Source organism: Pseudomonas sp. S37, from assembly GCF_016658545.1.
In the GTDB taxonomy this organism is placed as follows: domain Bacteria; phylum Pseudomonadota; class Gammaproteobacteria; order Pseudomonadales; family Pseudomonadaceae; genus Aquipseudomonas.
Window position 1 is genome coordinate 1 of sequence record NZ_JACVZC010000203.1, and the last position, 4330, is coordinate 4330.

A 4330-nucleotide genomic window follows, 5' to 3' on the forward strand; every position below is an offset into this window, starting at 1 on the left:
CCCCCCCCCCCCCCCCCCCCCCCCCCCCCCCCCCCCCCGCTCCTACAAGGCCCGCGCCTGGCGGGGAAATCCGCCATTCAGCGGCGATGTATCGAGCCCCTGTGGCGGATTGCCGCCATGCGACCCGCAGCCCCACCCCTTGTTCATTGCCCCATCCCCAGTTGGCACATTCCCTGCTCCAGGCGGCGCGCGTGTACACAACAACTGGATAACATCAATGAAGAAAATCCTGCTGACCTTCCTCTGCCTGGGCGTCATCGGCTGCTCCAGACCCGCCGAGCCGGAAAAGACCGTCGACGTGCTGCTGATCGGTGGCGGCATCATGAGTGCCAGCCTGGGCACCTACCTCACCGAGCTGGAGCCGTCCTGGACGGTCGACGTCTACGAACGCATGGGCCAGGTTGCCGAAGAAAGCTCCAACGCCTGGAACAATGCCGGTACCGGCCACTCCGCGTTCTGCGAGCTGAACTACACCAGCGTCGGCAAGGATGGCAGCATCGACATCAGCAAGGCCGTCGGGGTCAACGAGCAGTTCGAGGTGTCCAAGCAGTTCTGGGCCTATCAGGTCGAACAGGGCGTGCTCAGCAACCCGAAGTCGTTCATCAACAATGTGCCGCACATGAGCTTTGTCTGGGGCGACGAGAACATTGCCTTCCTGCACCAGCGCGTCGATGCCCTGCAGCACAGTTCGCTGTTCCGCGGCATGGAAATCTCCGAAGACCGCGAGCAGATTCGCCAGTGGGCGCCGCTGGTGATGGAGGGCCGTGACCCGCAGCAGAAAGTGGCTGCTACGCACATGGCCATCGGCACCGACGTGAACTTTGGCGAAATCACCCGTCAGCTGTTTGCGGCCATGACCCGTAGCCCCAACGTATCGCTGAACCTGCGCCATGAGGTGCGCGACATCGTGCGTAACGAAGACGGCACCTGGCATGTGGTCGTGGCTGACCTGGCCAACGGCGGCACGGAAAAGGCGGTCAACGCCCGCTTCGTGTTCATCGGTGCAGGTGGTGGTGCGTTGAAGCTGCTGCAGAAGTCAGGCATTCCCGAGGCCGAGGGTTATGCCGGTTTCCCGGTGGGTGGCCAGTTCCTGATGACCGACAACCCTGACCTGGTCGCCCGCCACCAGGCCAAGCTATATGGCAAGGCCTCGGTCGGCGCACCGCCGATGTCGGTTCCGCACCTCGACACGCGGATGATCGACGGCAAGCAGGTGCTGCTGTTCGGGCCGTTCGCCACCTTCTCAACCAAGTACCTCAAGCACGGTTCGTTGCTGGACATGTTCGCCTCGCTGAACAGCCACAACGTGCTGCCAATGGTCAATGCCGGTATCGACAACATCGACCTCAGCACTTACCTGATGGGGCAGTTGATGCTCAGCTTCGATGACCGCATGAACGCGCTGCGCGAGTATTTCCCCAATGCCAAGAACGAAGACTGGAAGCTGCTGCAGGCTGGCCAGCGGGTGCAGGTGATCAAGAAGGACCCGGTCCTGGGGGGTGTGTTGCAGTTCGGTACTGAAGTGGTGGCGGCGCAGGACGGCAGCATCGCTGCGTTGTTGGGGGCTTCGCCGGGTGCTTCGACTGCGGCGCCGATCATGCTCAGCGTGCTGGAAAAGACCTTCAAGGACCGCATCCAGACGCCGGCCTGGCAAGCCAGGCTCAAGGAGATCGTGCCCAGCTACGGGCAGAAGCTGAACAACGACCTGGCGCTGACCAACCAGACCCGTGCGTGGAGCAGTGAGCGCTTGCAGCTGTTGCATGTGCCGGTGGCAGAAAACTGATGGTTTGATGCGGCCGCTCCCACAAAAAAAGCCCGCACATGGCGGGCTTCTTGATGAGGATCTGGTCGGAGAGACAGGATTCGAACCTGCGGCCTTCTCGTCCCGAACGAGACGCGCTACCTGGCTGCGCTACACTCCGATGAACAAAATCCTACTGCATCCGGTTTTGGCCAGCAAGCCCTTGTTGTTGAAAGGGCCTTTGCCAAAACCGGGGCCAGATCACAGCTCTTTGACGGTGCGGATCTGGTCTTTGTTCAGGCGCGTACGCTTGCCGTCCAGTTGCTCGAATTCGTAGAAACCGGAGTCTTCATCGTACTTCGGCGTGTCGGTGGCCTGGATCTCGCGGCCGTCGTTCAGGGTAATGACGGTCGGCGAGGCACAGCCGGCGAGGGCGCCCAAGCCAAGGACGAGCAGGAAGGCGGGAAGGGTCCGTTTGATCATCGTTATTCTCCAATTGCGATGGTGCTGGATGACAGTTATGACGCAGCACGTTAGTGCAAGTTCACTCCAAGTGCAGCATAGCGACAAATCCGTGCCGTTGACCCAAGGCAAGCCGGATGGGCGCAGGGGTCGGAAAAGTCGCGCTGTGATATAAATGCGGCCATCCATCTTCTGGTGACCGACACCCATGAAAGCCAAGGCAGATACCCCCTTCGTGCCGCTGAACATCGCCGTGCTCACGGTCAGCGACACCCGCACGTTTGAAACCGACACCTCCGGGCAGATGTTCGTCGACCGCCTGAGCGCCGCCGGCCACCGCCTGGCTGAGCGTGTGCTGCTCAAAGACGACCTTTACAAGATTCGCGCCCAGGTCGCCACCTGGATTGCCGCTGACAGCGTGCAGGTCGTGCTGATCACTGGCGGTACCGGCTTCACCGGCCGCGACAGTACCCCCGAGGCGGTGGCCTGCCTGCTGGACAAGCAGGTGGATGGTTTCGGCGAGTTGTTCCGGCAGATTTCCGTACCAGACATCGGCACGTCCACCGTGCAGTCGCGTGCCTTGGCCGGGCTGGCCAACGGCACCCTGGTGTGCTGCCTGCCGGGCTCGACCAATGCCGTGCGCACCGGCTGGGACGGCATCCTCGCCGAACAGCTCGACGCCCGTCATCGCCCCTGCAACTTCGTACCACACCTGAAGCAGGCAGCGGCCTGTGACAGCCGTGGCTGAGGTCAGCCAGGCCCGGCCGTTGATGCCGGTGGAGCAAGCGCTGGAGCAACTGCTGGCATTGGCCGAGGCGGCACCGATCCGCGAAACCGAAAACCTGCCCCTTGCCGAGGCTGAAGGCCGCGTGCTGGCCACCGACCTGGTGGCCTCGCTCGACCTGCCGCCTTGGCCGAACAGTGCCATGGACGGCTACGCCTTGCGCCTGGCTGACTGGCAGGGCCAGCCGTTGCCGGTCAGCCAGCGGATTTTTGCCGGCCATGCGCCACAGCCGCTGCAACCGGGCACCTGCGCGCGCATCTTTACCGGCGCACCCGTGCCGGAAGGTGCCGACTGCGTCGAGATGCAGGAAAACACTGAAGTGCTTGAAGATGGCCGGGTTCGCTTTCTTGAGCCGCTGCAAACCGAGCAGAACATTCGCCCCCAGGGCCAGGAAACCCGCAAGGGTGAGCAGGTGATGAACGCCGGCACCCGCCTTGGGCCGATCGAGCTGGGCCTGGCGGCCACCTTGGGCCATGGCCGCCTGGACGTGGTACGCAAGGTGAAAGTGGCCGTACTGTCCACGGGCGACGAACTGGTCGAGCCCGGCCTGCCGCTGGGGCCTGGGCAAATCTACAACAGCAACCGCAGGCTGCTGGTCAGTTGGTTGCAGCGGCTGGGTTGCGAGGTGGTCGATGCCGGTATCCTGCCGGATGACTTGGTGCGTACCCGCGCCTGCCTGGGCGGGCTGGGCCATGTCGACCTGATCCTCTCCACTGGCGGGGTTTCGGTGGGCGAGGCTGACTACCTCGGCGCTGCCCTGCGCGAAGCGGGCGAGCTTGTATTGTGGAAGTTGGCGATCAAACCGGGCAAGCCGCTGACCTTCGGCCACTTCCAGGGCGTGCCGGTGATCGGCCTGCCGGGTAACCCGGCCTCGACCCTGGTCACTTTCGGCCTGCTGACCCGGCCCTACCTGTTGCGGCGCCAAGGGGTGGCCGACGTTACGCCACTGCGCTTCGACATGCCGGCGGGCTTTGACTGGCCCAAGCCTGGCACGCGCCGTGAATACCTGCGCGCGCGCATCGAGCAGGGCCAGGTGCGCATCTACAAGAACCAGAGTTCGGGTGTGCTGCGCAGCGCGGCCTGGGCTGAGGGGCTGGTGGAGGTGCGCGAAGGCAGCACGCCGAAACCGGGTGACAGCGTGCCGTTCATTCCCTTCAGCGAGCTACTTGGCTGAGCGCCCCAGCCAGGCACCGGCCAGCGGCGCTGCCTCGGCGGGCGCCGCCTGGGTCAGGCGCATGTGCACGGTTTCCAGTTGCTGGGCGGCCACGCTCCAGTCGTGGGGGGGGGGGGGGGGGGGGGGGCCCCCCCCCCCCCCCCCCCCGCCCGGCGCCCCCCGGGGGGGG

General features: G+C 64.5%; 4 protein-coding genes and 1 tRNA gene. 3 read left to right on the plus strand and 2 right to left on the minus strand.

The genetic code is table 11. The annotated features are described in order from the left end of the window. Positions 1–217: 217 nt before the first annotated feature. Positions 218–1783, plus strand: coding sequence for a malate dehydrogenase (quinone) (gene mqo, locus IAE39_RS29060; RefSeq protein WP_201207906.1), 1566 nt, complete (start codon positions 218–220; stop codon positions 1781–1783). Positions 1784–1845: 62 nt separating this feature from the next. On the opposite strand, the gene IAE39_RS29065 is transcribed toward mqo, so the two are convergent. Next, positions 1846–1922, minus strand: a tRNA-Pro gene (locus tag IAE39_RS29065). Between the two features lie 80 nt (positions 1923–2002). Further along, on the minus strand, positions 2003–2224 hold the full coding sequence (locus IAE39_RS29070; protein ID WP_201207907.1) for a YgdI/YgdR family lipoprotein: 222 nt from the start codon (positions 2222–2224) through the stop codon (positions 2003–2005). 187 nt (positions 2225–2411) lie between these two features. On the opposite strand from IAE39_RS29070, the gene moaB reads away from it, so the two are divergent. Next, positions 2412–2951 carry a molybdenum cofactor biosynthesis protein B gene (gene moaB, locus IAE39_RS29075; protein ID WP_201207908.1) on the plus strand — a complete coding sequence of 180 codons (540 nt, stop codon included), beginning with the start codon at positions 2412–2414 and terminating at the stop codon, positions 2949–2951. Next, on the plus strand, positions 2935–4161 hold the full coding sequence (locus tag IAE39_RS29080) for a molybdopterin molybdotransferase MoeA (protein ID WP_201207909.1): 1227 nt from the start codon (positions 2935–2937) through the stop codon (positions 4159–4161). Before moaB ends, IAE39_RS29080 begins: the two co-directional genes overlap by 17 nt. Positions 4162–4330: the final 169 nt, after the last annotated feature.